The organism is Kitasatospora sp. NPDC057738 (genome assembly GCF_042798815.1).
In the GTDB taxonomy this organism is placed as follows: domain Bacteria; phylum Actinomycetota; class Actinomycetes; order Streptomycetales; family Streptomycetaceae; genus Kitasatospora; species Kitasatospora lactacystinica.
In genome coordinates this window covers 17,117-33,531 of the sequence record NZ_JBHVJT010000039.1, presented here as the reverse complement: position 1 = coordinate 33,531, position 16,415 = coordinate 17,117, and the positions used below count along the sequence as shown (strand labels likewise).

The 16,415-nt window shown below is 75.7% G+C and carries 10 protein-coding genes; 2 read left to right on the top strand and 8 right to left on the bottom strand.

Annotated elements, in window-relative coordinates:
• Nucleotides 1-221 precede the first annotated feature (221 nt).
• The 7 genes from ACFVGO_RS21605 to ACFVGO_RS21575 all read right to left on the bottom strand — a co-directional run bounded on the left by ACFVGO_RS21605 (nucleotide 222) and on the right by ACFVGO_RS21575 (nucleotide 10,008).
• Nucleotides 222-1,859, bottom strand: a complete 1,638-nt coding sequence (locus ACFVGO_RS21605; RefSeq protein ID WP_380350869.1) for an RNA polymerase sigma factor — start codon at nucleotides 1,857-1,859, stop codon at nucleotides 222-224.
• A gap of 576 nt (nucleotides 1,860-2,435) precedes the next feature.
• The gene (locus ACFVGO_RS21600) at nucleotides 2,436-3,368 is read right to left on the bottom strand and encodes an FCD domain-containing protein (protein ID WP_359912737.1); all 933 of its coding nucleotides are present in this window, start codon (nucleotides 3,366-3,368) and stop codon (nucleotides 2,436-2,438) included.
• Between the two features lie 153 nt (nucleotides 3,369-3,521).
• Nucleotides 3,522-4,427, bottom strand: a complete 906-nt coding sequence (locus ACFVGO_RS21595) for a hypothetical protein (RefSeq protein WP_380633459.1) — start codon at nucleotides 4,425-4,427, stop codon at nucleotides 3,522-3,524.
• A gap of 3 nt (nucleotides 4,428-4,430) precedes the next feature.
• Nucleotides 4,431-6,116: an ATP-binding cassette domain-containing protein gene (locus tag ACFVGO_RS21590; protein WP_380633457.1), complete on the bottom strand. Its 1,686-nt coding sequence runs from the start codon at nucleotides 6,114-6,116 to the stop codon at nucleotides 4,431-4,433.
• A 354-nt stretch (nucleotides 6,117-6,470) separates the two neighbouring features.
• On the bottom strand, nucleotides 6,471-6,749 hold the full coding sequence (locus tag ACFVGO_RS21585) for a hypothetical protein (protein ID WP_359912728.1): 279 nt from the start codon (nucleotides 6,747-6,749) through the stop codon (nucleotides 6,471-6,473).
• A gap of 193 nt (nucleotides 6,750-6,942) precedes the next feature.
• A complete protein-coding gene (locus tag ACFVGO_RS21580; RefSeq protein ID WP_359912725.1) occupies nucleotides 6,943-7,701 on the bottom strand; it encodes an NUDIX domain-containing protein in 759 nt (252 codons plus the stop codon).
• Between the two features lie 180 nt (nucleotides 7,702-7,881).
• On the bottom strand, nucleotides 7,882-10,008 hold the full coding sequence (locus tag ACFVGO_RS21575; protein ID WP_359912746.1) for a glycogen debranching N-terminal domain-containing protein: 2,127 nt from the start codon (nucleotides 10,006-10,008) through the stop codon (nucleotides 7,882-7,884).
• Nucleotides 10,009-10,780: 772 nt separating this feature from the next.
• Here ACFVGO_RS21575 and ACFVGO_RS21570 point away from each other — a divergent pair.
• Nucleotides 10,781-12,094, top strand: a complete 1,314-nt coding sequence (locus tag ACFVGO_RS21570) for an alpha/beta fold hydrolase (RefSeq protein ID WP_380633455.1) — start codon at nucleotides 10,781-10,783, stop codon at nucleotides 12,092-12,094.
• A 31-nt stretch (nucleotides 12,095-12,125) separates the two neighbouring features.
• Here the strand turns inward: ACFVGO_RS21570 and ACFVGO_RS21565 are convergent, their stop codons facing one another.
• On the bottom strand, nucleotides 12,126-13,694 hold the full coding sequence (locus tag ACFVGO_RS21565) for a DUF4192 family protein (RefSeq protein ID WP_380633453.1): 1,569 nt from the start codon (nucleotides 13,692-13,694) through the stop codon (nucleotides 12,126-12,128).
• A 228-nt stretch (nucleotides 13,695-13,922) separates the two neighbouring features.
• Between ACFVGO_RS21565 and ACFVGO_RS21560 the strand changes: the two genes are divergently transcribed.
• Nucleotides 13,923-16,118, top strand: coding sequence for a RecQ family ATP-dependent DNA helicase (locus tag ACFVGO_RS21560; protein ID WP_380633451.1), 2,196 nt, complete (start codon nucleotides 13,923-13,925; stop codon nucleotides 16,116-16,118).
• Nucleotides 16,119-16,415: the final 297 nt, after the last annotated feature.

Below are 16,415 nucleotides of genomic sequence, written 5' to 3'. Positions count from 1 at the left end.
CAGTGCGGTCCGGCTCGGTCGGCACCGTGACTCCAGGAGGCTCGGAAGCAGGCAACCGGCACAGCGTAGGTGACCGGCTGCACCGTGCGACCGCTTCCCGCCGCGCCGCCACCCGGACGAGCGACAACCACCACCCGGACGCTGACACGCCCGGGCCCGGACAGCCGCGAAGGCCCGGAGCCGTGCGGCTCCGGGCCTTCGCGTGGAACGACTGCCGTCGATCAGTCCAGGTAGTCGCGCAGCACCTGGGAGCGCGACGGGTGGCGCAGCTTCGACATGGTCTTCGACTCGATCTGGCGGATGCGCTCACGGGTGACCCCGTACACCTTGCCGATCTCGTCCAGCGTCTTCGGCTGGCCGTCGGTCAGGCCGAAGCGCATCGAGACCACGCCCGCCTCGCGCTCGGACAGGGTGTCCAGCACCGAGTGCAGCTGCTCCTGGAGCAGGGTGAAGGAGACCGCGTCGGCCGGGACGACCGCCTCGGAGTCCTCGATCAGGTCACCGAACTCGCTGTCGCCGTCCTCGCCCAGCGGGGTGTGCAGCGAGATCGGCTCGCGGCCGTACTTCTGGACCTCGATGACCTTCTCGGGGGTCATGTCGAGTTCCTTGGCCAGCTCCTCCGGGGTGGGCTCGCGGCCCAGGTCCTGGAGCATCTGGCGCTGGACGCGGGCCAGCTTGTTGATGACCTCGACCATGTGCACCGGGATGCGGATGGTGCGCGCCTGGTCGGCCATGGCGCGGGTGATCGCCTGGCGGATCCACCAGGTGGCGTAGGTCGAGAACTTGTAGCCCTTGGTGTAGTCGAACTTCTCGACCGCACGGATCAGCCCGAGGTTGCCCTCCTGGATCAGGTCCAGGAAGAGCATGCCGCGACCGGTGTAGCGCTTGGCCAGCGAGACCACCAGACGGAGGTTGGCCTCCAGCAGGTGGTTCTTGGCCCGGCGGCCGTCCTCGGCGATGATCTCCAGCTCGCGCTTGAGCTTCGGGGCGAGCTTGTCGGCGGCCGAGAGCTTGTCCTCGGCGAACAGACCGGCCTCGATGCGCTTGGCGAGCTCGACCTCCTGCTCGGCGTTGAGCAGCGGGACCTTGCCGATCTGCTTCAGGTAGTCCTTGACCGGGTCGGCGGTGGCGCCGGCGACGGCGACCTGCTGGGCCGGCGCGTCGTCCTCGTCGTCGTCGGAGAGGACGAAGCCCTCCGACTCCTCCTCCGGACCGGTGCCCTCGGCCTCGGTCTTGTCACCGGGCAGCGCGACGTCCTCGAGCAGCTCCTCCTCGCCGAGCAGCTCCTCGTCGCCCTTGGCGGTCTTGCCGGCGGCGGTCTTCTTGGCGGCGGTCTTCTTGGCCGGCGCGGCGGTCTTCTTGGCGGCGGCCTTCTTGGCCGGCGCGGCCTTCTTGGCAGGAGCCGCCTTCACCCCGGCGACGACGCCGGTCGTCTCCTCGACGGTGATCTCGGCGGAGACGGTGGGAGCCGTGGCCGCGGCGGCGACGACGGCCGGAGCCGCGACGGGAGCGCCGGGGGCGATCCGCACGGGCGGCTTGGTCGGGGCCGACGGGGTCCGGGTGGTGACAGCCTTGGTGGCGGTGCGCTTGGTGGGGCTCTTGGCAGCAACGCTCTTGCGCTTGGCGCCGGCCGGTTCGGCCGCGCTGACCATGAGGTCCACGCCCTCCTCAATCAGCACCTGATTGAGGCTGCGCATGACGTTCTTCCACTTGGTGACCGGGATCTGGTCCGCCTCGAACGCCTGGCGCACGTCGTCACCGGCGATCTGCCCCTGGGCCTTGCCCCGCTCGATGAGAGCCAGCAGAGCCGCGGACTCGGCGATCTCGGGGGGAAGCGAACGGGATGTGCTGGCCGACACGAACAACCTCTCGGACGATGAGTGGATCTCGAACCCGTACCGGCCGCCCGAGCGGGCGGGGAAGGAGATCGCGCGTCGGACGCGCGGTGTCGATTCCGACCGACTCGGGCTTGAGGACTGGGTTTGCAGGACGGCAGCAGCGCCGCGGACCAACACAGCATTCTGACATGTTGGAGTATTCCGGAGCTGCTTCCGCTCAGGACACATCGCTGCTACTCGTCAAGTGTTACGCATGGCCTTCGTGTCGCGGGTCACACCATCCGGCGCCCGCAACCCGGAGCCGCTTCCATCATCGCGCACTCGCCGGTGAAACTATTGTCATGGACAAGCCCGACGTGGGCCCGCTTTCGCCGTCCGTTTTCGCCGCCCGCATTCGCCGGGCCGCTCCCACCGGGCCGCTCCCGGCGGTTCGCCCCCTGGGGACGCCGCCCCCTCGGCCACGCGGCCCCCGCCGGCTCTGCCCGGTGGGACGGCGACATGCGGAAGCCCCCCGGCTGCGCCGCGCGGTGCGGCCGGAGGGCCCGGGCGGAGCGGGCCGCCGCCGTCCGGCGCCTCCGCTCGTGGAAAACAGCCCGTTCAGTGCTCCCTGGGCGCGGGAACGGACGGCTCGATCTCGGGATGGACGGTGAGCAGCGCCCGCATCGCGACCTCGCCCGCGGCGCCGTCGCCGGCACCCAGCGCCTCCACCAGCCGGGCGTGCAGGCTGACCGAGGACTCCGTGGGGCGCTCGCAGGAGATCGCCGGACCGCCCGAGACCTGCAGCGCGCAGGCGACGATCCCGGACAGGTGCTCCAGCATCCGGTTGCCCGCCATCTGGAGGACCAGGCCGTGCAGCTCGGCGTCGGCCCGGGTGTAGGTCGAGAGGTCGGCCTGGGAGGCGGCGTGGCTCATGATCTCGACCAGCTCGACCAGGCGCTGCTGGACGTCCTCCCGGCCGTGGCCGGAGGCGAGCCGGGCGGCCAGCGGCTCGATCGCCCAGCGGAGCTCGAACAGCTCCCGGCGCTGCTCGTCCCGCTGCGGCCCGAAGGCGCGCCACTCGATGATGTCCGGGTCCAGCAGGTTCCAGTCGCCGACCGGACGGACCCGGGTGCCGACGTTCGGCCGGGCGCTGACCAGGCCCTTGGCCTCCAGCACGCGCAGCGACTCGCGGACGACGGTGCGGGAGACCTCGAACCGCTGGCCGATCTCCTCGGGCACCAGCGGGCGGTCGGCACCGAGGTCGCCGGAGACGATCATCTGGCCGAGCTGCTGGACCAGCTGGCCGTGCAGACCGCGGCCCCGGCTGCTGGTGGTCTTGCGGCCGACCCGGGCGATGTCCGACTCGGCGCCCTCCCAGCGGGGCACCGGCGGGGTCGGCCGGTCGGCGTACGAGAAGCGGTCCAGGTCGCCGGGACCGTGGATGGGCCCATCGGCGGAACGGGCGGGGGTCATGGTGGGGTGCGCAAGGGTACTCACGCCTCCTTTGTCGGCGATCGGCAGGCGTGGCTTGAGAATTCTCGTGAAAAGCACACGAAAGGGTGATCGACCGTGACTGGATAATTGACTTCTTATCAGGAAGAACCGCGCATTACGGTCACTGCTGGTCGATCTTGGAAGTCCCGGGCAGGACCGCACCCGTGACGCGGCCTCGGGCCCGGGCGGGCGGCCCCGTGCGACGCGGCGCTACAGGGCGCGGCGGCGGGCCTGGGCCAGCAGGGCGGCCAGCAGCAGGAGCGCCGCAGGGGTCGCGACCGCGGCGAGCAGCGCCGGATCGGTCAGCGCCGCGCTCCCGGCCATCGCCTCGTGCGCACCGCCGTACACCCAGCCGTAGGCCCACTCGATCCCGGACTGGAACGGCAGCAGTTCGGTCGCCCGGGTCGGCCACGGCCTGCCGGTGCGGCGAAGCAGCAGGGCGACGCCGGACTCCAGCAGCGGCGGCAACGCGCACAGCAGCAGCACCCCGGCCGCGGCACTGCGGGTCAGCGAGGCGGCCAGCACCCCGGTCCAGCCCGCCACCACGGTGAGCAGGACGAAGGCCAGCAGGGCGGCGGGCACCCCGTGGCCGGCCACCAGCCCGAGCGGGGCGCCCACACCCGGCAGGTCGGACAGCCCGGACACCCCCGCACCGGTCAGCGCCTCGAAGGCCCGGTCCGACAGTGCGGACGGGTCCGCCCAGGCCGCCACCGTGACGCCGTCCGGCAGCGCGAGGTGCACGGCCGCCGTGTCGAACAGCAGGGTGGCCAGCGCCAGCAGCGCCGCCACCGGGCCGATCACCACCAGCTTGGCCAGCAGCAGCCGCACCCGGCGCGGGTACGACACCTGCGAGGCCACCAGCCCCGGGTGGCGCACCTCGTGCCCGTACGAGAGCGCGCCCAGCACCCCGGCGCCGAGCGCCGCGAAGGGCAGCGGGATCAGCGGGACGGCGGCGGTCAGCAGCCGCACCCCCGCCGGGGCCGTCAGCGGGCCGTCCGGGGCCTGGCTCGCCAGGACGGCGGCCACCCCGGCGTCGCCGAGCAGTACGGCGGCGAGCAGCAGCCAGGTGGAACGCAGGCCGCGCAGGCGGCGCAGCTCGTAGGCCAGGACACGCACGGTTCACTCGCTCCGGTGGTCGTCGGGGATGGCGGGGGCTGCAGAGGTCCCCGGGGCGGCCGGGGTGCCCGGAGTGGCCGGGGTGCCCGGAGTGGCCGGGGTGCCCGGGGTGGCCGGGGCGGCTCGCCTGACGGGGCTCTGGGCGGCGGCGCCCCGGACGGCGGAGGCTCGGACGGCGGTCGCGCCCGAGGCGGGGCGCCGGAGGCGCACGGTGTCGTCGGTGAGCAGGTCGTCGGCGCTGGCCCGGCGGCCGAGGGGCCGGACCCGGGCGGGCTCCAGCGGCGGGGCCGGGTCGTCGCGGAAGAGCCGGTCGACGGCCACCATGGGCGCGGGTTCGTCCATGGCGTCGACCCCCGTCCGCATGGACGGCCCGGAGCGACGGCCCGGCGGCTCGGGTCGGCGGCCGGCCGAGCCGAGGACGGGGAGCGCGGCGGCCGGGAGGGCGGCGGCGACGGCCACGGCGGGCAGGGCGCGGGCGGGCAGGGAACCATCCTGCCGGGGGCGGCGGGGAGCCCCGCACTTCGGGACGGCGGCGCCTCCCGGCGCGGCGGCGGTGGCCGGTTCGGCCGGGGTCAGGGTCGGGGGCGGGGGCAGGGGCGGGGCCGTCGCGGGCTCGGCCGGGGACCTCACGGCCTCGCCCGGAACGGGCTCGGCGGCCGGCTCGGGGACCCGCCGGGCGGCCGGCTTCGGACCCGCCTCCCGGGCCGGTTCCCGGTTCGGCCGCCGGCCAGGCTCCTGGCTCGGACCGGTCTCGGGTTCCGGGTGGAGGCGGAGCTCGCCGGAACGGCCCGAGCCGACCGGAAGGACGACCCGCGGCGCCGGCTGCTCGACCACCCGGTCGGCCAGCTCGTGCAGCAGGATCCCGTGGCGGTAGGCGAGTTCGCCGATCTCGGTGCGGTCGATCCCGGCCACCGCGAGACCGACGCTGCCGTCCCGGCGGACGTCCGCGCCCTGGCTGACCAGCAGATCGGCCAGTCGCGCCATCTGCGGCCCCCGGACGGCCACTTCGGGACTGAGCCTGGTCTGCCGGAACTCCGCGACGGGCTGGTCGGCCACCAGCCGGCCGCGGTCCAGGGTGACCACCCGGTCCGCGAGCTGCGAGGCCTCCTGCGGGCTGCGGGTGGTCACCAGGACCGTTCCGCCGGCGGCGCCGAAGGAGCGCAGGAAGGAGTGGAACCACTCGACGTTGCGCGGTGACAGGCCGTCGGCGGGCCCGTCCAGCAGCAGCGCGCCGGGGTCGCCGAGCAGGGCGGCGGCCAGCGCCAGGCGGCGGTGCATGCCGGGCGAGAAGGTGCGCAACCGCTGCCCGGCGACCGCGGCCAGCCTGGTCTGCTCCAGCAGTTCGTCGGCCCGGCGGGCCGGGACGCCGACGGCAGCGGCGAGCATCCGCAGGTGGCTGCGCGCCTTGCGGCCCGGGTGACCGGCCACTGCGGACTCCTCGGCGCCGGGCATCATCACCCCGACCACGCGTTCGGGGTGGCGCAGCCGGCGGTACGGGCGGTCGCCGAAGAACGTGACGCCCTGGCCCCGTTCGAGTTCGAGCATCAGCCGCAGCGCGGTGGACTTGCCCGCCCCCTCGGCGCCGAGCAGCGCGGTCACCGTGCCGGGCCGGGCGTCGAAGGTCAGATCGAGTACCGCGGGCGGAGCGCCCTTGCGATAGACCTTGGTCAGTCCGGTGATCTGGATCATCGCTGGCTGCTCCCATGCCCTCGGCCGACCTGCTCGACGCGGAGCGCCCCTGAGGGGCGGGCATGCACCCGCGCGGCTCCGCGCCAGCACATTAGGGGGCGACGGCGGCTATTCCGGGCATTGCGGGAACGGCACGGGCCCGCCGACTGCCCACCTCACCCGATCAGGGGAAAATCCGATCCTGCGATTCACGGGGGACCGGTCCGTTCCGGACCCGGGACGCTCCGGACCCGGGCCGCTCCGGCCGGCTCCGGGAGCGCTGATGGCTCCGGGGCTTCGGGAGCTTCACCGGCATCGGTGGCCCCGGGAGCTCAGGCCGGGCGCAGCGCCGTGCCCGAGGACGGGGCGCGGCCGCTAGCGGGGAGGCCAGGGCGGGGGTGGGAGCTGCTCGCCGCCGCACACCGCGTGGAACTCGTCGACGGCGGCCTGGCCCTCCACCGTGATCTCGCCCAGTCGCTCCCGCTCGGCGGCCAGCCGTTCCTCCACGGCGGCGACCGCCTCGGGCGCCGCCTGCTCGACCTGCAGTGCGGCCAGTTCCTTCTCCGTGGCGGTGGTGGTCTCGTCGAGGCTCCGGTAGTCCGCCGCCAGCCCCTCGATGAGGGTTCGCTGGTTGGCGCAGTCCTCGATGGCCATCGCGGGGCTCCCTGGGCCGGAAGGCCTCCGGCCCGGCGGCCGGAGCGTCCACCGACACTCTGCGCCGCCGGCCCCGCGTTCGCAGCCAGGCCAGGCCATTCGGCTGCCTCGGGGCCGCGCACCGCGACAGGACTGGCCGAGCGGGATCGGGACGGGGCGGGCACGGACGGGCCGGGTACGGGTCCGGCGGCGCTCAGGACTCCGGGCGGAGCATGGGCGGGTTGAGGACGGTCGCCCCGCCGGCGGTGAACAGCTGGGCCGGACGGCCGCCCTGACGCGTCGTCGTGCCGCCCGAGGGCAGCAGGAAGCCGGGGGTGCCGGTGACCTTGCGGTGGAAGTTCCGCGGGTCCAGCACCACGCCCCAGACCGCCTCGTAGACCCGGCGCAGCTCGCCGACGGTGAACTCGGTCGGGCAGAAGGCGGTGGCGAGGGAGGAGTACTCGATCTTGGAGCGGGCGCGTTCCACACCGTCGGCGAGGATCAGGCCGTGGTCGAAGGCGAGCGGGACGCCGTCGGCCGGGTTCTCGCCGAGGAGTTCGCCGACCGGGGCCCAGCGGGCGCTGCTGGCGTCGCCGCCGGCCCGGGGCGTGGGCAGATCGGGAGCCAGCACCAGGTAGGCGACGCTGACCACGCGCATCCGGGGGTCGCGCTGCGGGTGGCCGTAGGTGGCGAGCTGCTCCAGGTGGGCACCGGCCGCGCCGGGGCCGACCGCGTCGTGGCCGGGGGCGGTGTGCGCGCGCAGGCCGGTCTCCTCGGCCAGCTCGCGGGAGGCGGCCTCGGCCAGGCCCTCGTCCGGGCGGACGAAGCCGCCGGGCAGCGCCCAGTACCCCTGGAACGGCGGCTCGCCTCGTCTGACCAGCAGGGCGCAGAGCGAGTGGTCGCGCACCGTCAGCACCACGAGGTCAACCGTGACAGCGAACGGGGGAAAGGCCGACGGATCGTAACGCGACATGGCGACGATCATAGTCGTCTCTCTGACGATAAGCACAGGCCCGTGCGGGGACCGCGCAGGGCCGGGGCCCCGCACGGGCCCCGTGCGGTTCGCACCCGTCCAGCGCGGGACCGGGAACGGGCAGGCGCGGCGCCGGCGACCCGGTGTCACCGCCGCGGGGGCACGAGCCCCCGCGGCGGCTCAGCGGGCGACGAGTTGCAGGTCCGTGGACGCCTCCTCCACCATCGCCACGCCGATCCGGCTCACCCGGACGGAGAACGGCTCGCCCGCCACCCGCAGGCCGGTCAGCTCCAGCTCGCCGAGCGGTGCGGTGCTGGCCGGGCGGACCAGCACCCGGCCACCCGGGACGTCGGGCCGGACCCCGGCGAGGGCGAACACCGCGTGCGCGGCGGCGGCCGCGGAGACCGCTGCCGGGCGACAGGCGGCCGGGTGCGGCACCGGCGGGCAGCCCGGGGTGCGCTGCTCCCCCGCGTACATCTCCGGCAGCCGCCCCTCGAAGTGGGCGCTCGCGGCGAGCAGGCCCTCCAGCAGGGTGCCGGCCTCGTTCTCGTGACCGGCCTCGGCCAGTCCGGCGATCGCCAGGGCCGTCTCGTGGACCCGCACCGCACCGCCGCGGTGACCCAGCGGGTTGAACCGGGGGGACTTGGCGCTCAGCGTGCGCAGGCCCCAGCCGCTGTCCAGCTCCGGCGCGACCAGGCGCTGGGCGAGCAGCCGGGTCTGCTCGCGGTCCAGCAGGCTCTCGTACCGGCCGCCGTCGACGGCGAGCCCGGTGTCCAGCAGGTGCACCAGGGAGGAGGCGACGGCGGGCAGCGGCTGGCCGCCCGGGGCCAGCCCGGCCGCGGGACGGCCACCGGACAGGTCGTCGATCCAGAACCGCTCGCGGAAGCGCCCGCGCAGCGCGGCGGCCCAGCCGCGCCAGTCCTCGGCGCCCGGCCTGCCGAAGGCCTCCAGCAGCTCGGCCCCGTGCAGGGCGGCGCGGTGGGCCTGCGCCTGGACCTCGGCGCGGGCGGCGACCGGGTGGGCGGAGCGCTCCTCCAGCGGGCGGCTCAGGTCGGTGACGAAGCCGTCGACCAGGCCCTCGCGCAGGGCGGCCAGGGCCCGCTCGGCGGCCGGGAGCAGCTCGGCGACCTCCGCCGGGGGCAGGCCCCAGCGCCAGGCCTCGGTCAGCACGGTGACGAACAGCAGGGTGGCCTCGGTGGCGGTGCAGGTGGGCGGCAGCTCGGGACCGCCGTGCCGCAGGGCGCCGGGCAGCAGGCCCTCGGTGCGGCCCGGGGCGGGGGCGAGCTGCTGACGGCGGGCCAGCGCCCGGAGGGTGCCGGCCGCCAGCCGGGTGCCGAGCGGCAGGGTCAGCCGGGCGGCCCAGAGCGCGTCGGCCGGGGCGAGGCCGAAGCGCCAGGGCGCGCCGGAGGCCGGGTAGAGGTCGGTCGGGCGGTCCGGGTCGGCGAACAGCAGCCCGCCGAGGGCGTCCAGCGAGCGGGAGACCAGCGGAGCCGCCCGGCCGTCGTCGCTGCGGACCTCCGGCTCGGACCAGGGCAGCGGGGCTCCGGTGCCGCGGCCGCCCGGCGGGCGCGGGCCGCCGACGGCGCTCTCCAGCTCGGTGTGCAGCTCGACCGACCAGCGGGCGCCGGGCTGGATCTCCAGGTCCCAACGCAGCACGCCGGCGCCGGCCAGGACGGCGTGCGGGGAGGGCTGGGCGCTGACCACGGCGCTGTGCACCGGCCCCGTCCAGCGCAGCCCGGCGGACTGCACCTGGCCCGGCAGGTCGGGCTGGCGGTGCCCGGCGGCGATCTCGGCGACCGGGCCGAGGTCGGTGCCGAGGGCTATCTCCAGGGGCAGCCGGGCGGGCCGCGGACCGGTGTTGCGCACGACCACCGTCTCCACGCCGTCGGCGTGCCGCAGCCGTTCGACGGTGAGCGCCGGGTCCGGGTCCAGGTCGCCGGGGACGCGGACCGCGCCGAGGAAGCGGGCCTGGGCGGTGCTGGTCAGGGTGCCCTGGAGCGGCAGCGGCTCCATGCCGCCCAGCCGCAGCTCCATCCGGGCGAGCACCCGGACGCCGTTGCGGTAGAAGCCGTGCAGGCCGTGGCCGCGCAGCTGGCCGTCGGGGCCGGAGGCGGCCATCGCCGGGGCGTTGACGCAGATCACCGCGTGGTGGACGGCGGGCGGCTGCGGGCGCGGCGGGGCCGCGGGTCGGCCCGGGCCGACCGGTGCGCCCGCGGGCCCGGCCACCGGGGCCTGGTCGGGGCGGCCCATCGGCCTGGGCGGCGCGCCGACCACGCTCTCGGCCGGCATGGCCTGTGGTGGCCTCATGGCGGTCACCGGACTCTCCTCCCCTCGGCGGTCCGGTGGCCGGGTCAGGCCGGTGGGCCGCGAGCGTGCTCGATCGCGTGCTGGTGGTGCGGGGGCCGGCGGGGCCGTCCCGTCGGCGGATGTGCCGTGTCTGGCCGTACCCGGCGGTGGGTCGTGCCATGCGGTGCTCGGTACCGGGTGGGTACCGGCGCACCGCGCCTTCGTTCCGGGGCTCGCCGCCGTGCCCGGCACGCCGTCAGGTCCGGCGCCCCGGCCTGCCGGTGACGCCCTTCCCCCGCGGCCCGCGCCCTCCGGGCCGTACGGTCCCGTGGCGGCGGCCGGTCGTGGCGCCGCACGCGGTCACCCAGCGCTGCCGGTGCCCGGGCGGCCGGGTCCGCTCCGCCCGGCGATCGGCCCGATCGGCCCGCCCGAACCGGGTGCAGGCCCCCGGGGGTGAACGCCGCGCACCGCCACCAGGTCACGCCCCGCCGCTGCACCGCTGGTCAGGGCGGCCCGGCTCGGCGGTCGTACCGCTTCCGTCGGATCGTCACCGGGGCCTCGCTGCGGGCACGTCACCCTCCGCCCTCCGGGGCCGGCGCCCATCGTCCGGGCCGCTGCCGGGGCCGGCTCGGGCCGTCCGCCGGTCGGGCTCGGCCGTCCGATCGGACGGGCGGGGCGGTCGAACCGGTGCTCGACCGCCGCCAGGATACGGTGCGGGGGTCGCGGCCCCCGCACCCGGTGACCCCGTGAACCGCGACGCCATCGCTGTGACCAGCAGAGACCGAGGAGTTGCATGTCCACCATCAGCCGGCTGCCCGGGATTGTCACGACCGACCACGTGTTCCAGCTGCCGCTCGACCACGCCGCCCCGCAGGGCGAGCAGATCGAGGTGTACGCCCGCGAGGTGGTGGCCACAGGCCGCGAGCGGGACGACCTGCCCTGGATGGTCTTCCTCCAGGGCGGTCCCGGCGGCAAGGCCGCCCGCCCGCTCGGCCGGGACTCCTGGCTGGAGCGCGCCCTGGACGACTACCGGGTGCTGCTGCTCGACCAGCGCGGCACCGGGCGGTCCACCCCCGCGACCCGGCAGACCCTCGCCCGGCGCGGCGGCCCGCAGGAACAGGCGGACTACCTGGCCCACTTCCGGGCGGACTCGATCGTCCGGGACGCCGAGCTGATCCGCGAGCGGCTGCTCGGCGCCGACCGGCGCTGGAGCGTGCTCGGCCAGAGCTTCGGCGGCTTCTGCACCCTCACCTACCTCTCCATCGCCCCCGAGGGCCTGACCGAGGCCTTCATCACCGGTGGCCTGGCCGGCCTCGGCAGCTCGGCCGACGACGTCTACCGCGCCGCCTACCCGCGGGTGGTCCGCAAGAACGAGGACCACTACGCCCGGTTCCCGCAGGACGTCCAGGCGGTGCGCCGGATCGCGGCCCACCTCGCCGACTCCCCCGCGACCCTGCCGGACGGCGGGCTGCTCACCGTCGAGGCGTTCCAGCTGCTCGGCCTGCTGCTCGGTGGTGGTAACGGCTCCGGCACGCTCCACTACCTGCTGGAGGAGGCCTGGGTGGAGGGCGCGGCCGGGCCCGAGCTCTCCGACACCTTCCTGGCCGGCGCCCAGGCCCAGCTCTCCTTCGCGGGCGGTCCGCTGTACGCGGTGCTGCACGAGTCGATCTACGGCCAGCGGTCGGTGGACCAGGGCGGCACCGCCTGGGCGGCCGAGCGGGTCCGCAAGGAGTTCCCGCAGTTCGACGCCCGGGCCGCGCTGGAGTCCGACGCGCCGGTGCTGTTCACCGGGGAGATGATCTACCCCTGGATGTTCGACACCGACCCGGCGCTGCGCCCGCTGAAGGAGACCGCGGACCTGCTCGCCGCCCGCACCGACTGGCCCGACCTGTACGACCGGGCGCGGCTGGCCGCCAACACCGTGCCGGTGGTGGCGGCGGTGTACCACGACGACATGTACGTGGACACCGCCGACTCGCTGGAGACCGCGCGCGCGGTGCGCGGCCTGCGGGCCTGGATCACCAACGAGTGGGAGCACGACGGCCTTCGGCTGAGCGGCGGCAAGGTGCTGGACCGCCTGATCAGGATGGCGCGCGGCGAGGCGTAGCCGCCCGCGGGCCGGCGCCGTGCCGCGGGGCTCAGTGCGCACGGTGGCTCCCCCTCCCCGCCCGCCGGACGCCCCGGCAGCGGTGGAGGCCGGTTCGGACCGCGGCGGGCGCGCACGCCGCGGCCCGGCCGAGCCGCAGGCCCCGGGCGGACCGCTCGCCGGCCGCCCGGGTGTGCCCGGGCTGCTCGACCCGTCCGGGCGCCGGGAGCAGGGCGACCGCCCCGGCGGCGCCACCGCCCGGCTCCGTGCTGTCGGGGCCGTCGGGCGCGCCCGGCCCCGGATCGGCCGGTGCCGATGCCGTGGACGAGCCCTTCCGGCGACCGCCCCGCCGATGCCGTCGGCCACCGGCGGACCGCCCGGGCCGTTCACCGGGAGCCGCACCCGCCCCCGGGACGGCGGGCCCGGGAGCCGCCGCGCCACCGGACGGCGCTTCCTGAGCGGGCGGTGACCCCTCGGCGCCCGGCGCTCCGCCGACCGGGGGCCGCGGTTCGTCGACCGGGGCCGCCGCGGCCTCGGACTCCTCGCGCCGCCGCCGCTGGGCCTCGACGGCGGCCAACAGGCCCTGGGGCGTCATGCCGTCGTTGAGCGACTCGTAGAGCAGTTCGGCCAGCAGGTAGCCCGGGGCGAGCCGCAGGACGTGGCCGAGCACGACCCGGGCCGTCGCCGTGTCCCCCGTGACCCAGGACGTCCAGGCCAGCAGGGTGAGCGGGGCCACCGCGCAGCCCTCGTAGGGCGGCACCGCCCGCCGGGCGAGGAAGCGCCAGAGCCGCTCGGCCGGGGCCAGCTCGTCGGGCCGGGCGTACTCGACGCCGCGGTCCCGTACCAGGCGGTCCCGCAGGGCGAGCAGCAGTTGGGCCGTCCGGTCCGGATCGAGTTCCCCGGCCCCGGCCCGGAACTCGGCGACGGCCTGGTCGAGCAGGGCGATGCGCTGCTCCCTGGCGAGGGCGTCCACGGCCTCCGCCCGGGCGAGCGCGTCGCGCTGGGCGACGGCCTCCGGCGGACCGACGGGCTCCAGCCCGCCGATGATCGCCTTCCGGCTGCCGCGCGGCACCAGGCCGGCGACCGTCGCGGCGGCGGCCGCCGGACCCGGGTCGGGGCTGCGCCGCACCGGATTGCCCGCCGCGTCGCAGCAGCCGTCGCCGCGGCAGAGGAAGGACCACCAGCGGCCGTCCGAGACGCACAGCGACTCCTTGACGGCCACGCCCCGGCGCCCGAAGGCCGCCCGGAGGGCCTGCGCCAGCGGCCGCAGCCCGTCCACCACCGGAGGGGCGTGGGCCGTGCCGGGATCCTGGCAGAGGTAGAGGAGCACCTGGAGCGGCCGGGCGCCGTGCCGCTCGGAGAGGGCGACCAGCAGGGCGGCCGTCTCCTCCGCCGCGGCCGGCCACTGCGCGGGCGACCGCGGCAGATCCGCCCGGATCACCCCGCCCTGGTGGAGGCCGGGGCCGTGGAGCCCGACCGCGACGATGCTGTCGTCCGGGTAGAAGCCCAGGAAGTACGGAAGCAGCTCGGCCATGTCGGCCGGGCCGCGCATGACGACCGACCGGTGGTCGGAGGCCGGACCGAGGGACAGAATGACGTGTTCGTTGTTCATCGCGTTCATGGCCGCAAGAGTGGACGCAATCCGCGGACGACACCGGAACTAAGTTTTTTCCTGTGGATAACTCCGCCCCCGAATTTTCCTTCGCTCATTCGAAGTAGGCAAGACTCACTCCCACGGGTGGATTTTGTCCGCCGTTCAGCGGATCAGCGGATGAAATACACCTCGCCTTCCCCGCTTCCCCTCCCCCGCATTCGTCGCTTGTCAGCGGTACGGGGTTACATGGACGCCATGCAGCAGCCCGACACCCACACCACCGCCACCGCCGACCGCGCCGAGGTCCGGGCGCGGGCCGAGGCCGTCCTGCGCGAGCTCGCCGGCCCCGGAGCCACCCTGCGCGAGGACCAGTGGACGGCCATCGAGGCCCTCGTGGTCGACCGCCGCCGTGCCCTGGTCGTCCAGCGCACCGGCTGGGGGAAGTCCGCGGTCTACTTCATCGCCACCGCCCTGCTCCGGGCCCGCGGCTCCGGGCCGACGGTGATCGTCTCGCCGCTGCTCGCCCTGATGCGCAACCAGGTCGAGTCGGCCGGCCGGGCCGGCATCCACGCCCGCACCATCAACTCGGCCAACAGCGACGAGTGGGCCGCGATCCAGGAGGAGGTCGCCGCGGGGAAGGTCGACATCCTGCTGGTCAGCCCCGAGCGGCTGAACAACCCGGACTTCCGCGACCAGGTGCTGCCCGAGCTCGCCGCCTCCACCGGCCTGCTGGTGGTCGACGAGGCCCACTGCATCTCGGACTGGGGGCACGACTTCCGCCCCGACTACCGCCGGCTGCGCACCATGCTCGCCGACCTGCCGGCCGGCGTCCCGGTGCTGGCCACCACCGCCACCGCCAACGCCCGGGTCACCGCGGACGTCGCCGAACAGCTCGGCACCGGCGCCAACGACGAGCACGCCCTGGTGCTGCGCGGGCCGCTCGACCGGGAGAGCCTCACCCTGGGCGTGCTCTCCCTGCCCGACCCGGCCCACCGCCTCGCCTGGCTGGCCGACCACCTCGAACGGCTCCCCGGCTCGGGCATCGTCTACACCCTGACGGTGGCCGCCGCCGAGGAGGTGACGGCCTTCCTGCGCGAGCGCGGCTTCCCGGTGGCCTCCTACTCCGGCCGCACCGAGGACGCCGAGCGCCGCACCGCCGAGGCCGACCTGCTGGCCAACCGGGTCAAGGCGCTGGTCGCCACCTCCGCACTCGGCATGGGCTTCGACAAGCCCGACCTCGGCTTCGTGGTGCACCTCGGCTCGCCCAGCTCGCCGATCGCCTACTACCAGCAGGTCGGCCGCGCCGGGCGCGGGGTGGACCGGGCCGAGGTGCTGCTGCTGCCCGGGCGCGAGGACGAGGCGATCTGGCGCTACTTCGCCTCGCTGGCCTTCCCGCCGGAGGAGCAGGTGCGCCGCACCATCGACGCCCTCGCCGAGGCCGGCCGGCCGCTCTCCACCGCCGCCCTGGAGCCCCGGGTGGATCTGCGCCGGGCCCGGCTGGAGACCATGCTCAAGGTGCTCGACGTGGACGGTGCCGTCCGCCGGGTCAAGGGCGGCTGGACGGCCACCGGGCAGAGCTGGGCGTACGACGGCGCCCGCTACGCCAAGGTCGCCGCCTCCCGGGACGCGGAGCAGCGGGCGATGCGCGACTATGCGGCGGGCACCGGCTGCCGGATGGAGTTCCTGCGCCGCCAGCTGGACGACGAGCAGGCCGTGCCGTGCGGGCGGTGCGACAACTGCGCGGGGCCGCTGCACACCCCGGACGTCTCCGCGGAGACGCTGGCGGCCGCCCGGGCCGCGCTCGGCCGCCCCGGCGTGAGCTTCGAGCCGCGCCGGCTGTGGCCGACCGGGATGGACTCGCTGGGGGTGCCGCTCAAGGGCCGGATCCCCGCGGGCGAGCAGGCGGAGACCGGCCGGGCGCTGGGCCGGCTGTCCGACATCGGCTGGGGCACCCGGCTGCGCAGCCTGCTCGCCGAGCAGGCGCCGGACGTGCCGGTGCCCGGCGAGGCGGTGGACGCGCTGGTGGCGGTGCTCGCCGACTGGGCCCGGGGCCCGGGCGGCTGGGCCGGGCCCGCGACGACGGAGGGCGCCCGGCTGGAGCGGCCCGTCGGCGTGGTGACGATGGCCTCCTCGACCAGGCCGCGGCTGGTCGGCAGCCTGGGCGCCCGGATCGCCGAGGTCGGGCGGCTGCCGCTGCTCGGCGGGATCGACTACGCCGGCGGGCTGCCCCCGCACGGTGCCCGCAGCAACAGCGCCCAGCGGCTGCACTCGCTGGCCGGCGCGCTGGTCCTGCCCCCGGAGGTGGAGCAGGCGGTGGCGGCCGCCGGTGGACCGGTGCTCCTGGTGGACGACCTCGTCGACTCGGGCTGGACGGTCACCGTGGCCGCCCGGCTGCTGCGCCGGGCGGGGGCGAGCGCGGTGCTGCCGCTGGTACTGGCCGTGCAGGCGTGACGGGACGGCGGAAGGCCGTCGACGAAGCCCACCCACTCACCCGAATGGCCTAACAGAAAGGATCAGGCGAAGCGATTTCGATCACACCGGCCGAACGATCCGGGAAAGGAGTGCTCACCATGCCGATGACGGTTCGCCCTGCCCTCAGGGCGCCGTGGATCAAGGCCTGGAGGCGCCTGCCCGGCACTCGGTCCGCTGTGGAACATATCCGGCAGACCATGGGCTATCGGGTGGCGTTCATCTTTTCATCATTGCCGCTCTGCCCCCGATGCCCTGAGAATTGGGAGGTACCCGAAA